Raw genomic sequence first — 255 nt, 5'->3', positions numbered from 1 at the left:
CACCAGACGCAGCATTGGAAAAGGTGTCTGGCGTTCGGTCGGCGTATTTCCAGAGCCGAAATGATCGCGCAACTCGGGCGTGTCCGGGGTGCGTAGCAGTGCACCGTCCACGGCAAACACTTGCAGGCCCTGCCACGTATCATCGGTGTACCGCTCGGAGCCCCATTGAGTGCCGGTTTTGCGAAATAGCCACTCGACAGGATCTGAACCGAGCCGCTTGCGGGCTTCTGTTACACCGCTACGAGCCAGCAGATG

General features: G+C 60.0%; 1 pseudogene. It reads right to left on the bottom strand.

Annotation, left to right across the window (positions count from 1 at the left end):
- Nucleotides 1–255: pseudogene (locus AACY08_RS30275) on the bottom strand (IS4 family transposase); the annotation flags it as partial.

Source organism: Pseudomonas sp. EL_65y_Pfl1_R83 (assembly GCF_963970695.1).
In the GTDB taxonomy this organism is placed as follows: domain Bacteria; phylum Pseudomonadota; class Gammaproteobacteria; order Pseudomonadales; family Pseudomonadaceae; genus Aquipseudomonas; species Aquipseudomonas tritici.
The sequence above is the reverse complement of the archived record's forward strand: the minus strand, read 5'-3'. Positions and strand labels throughout refer to the sequence as shown.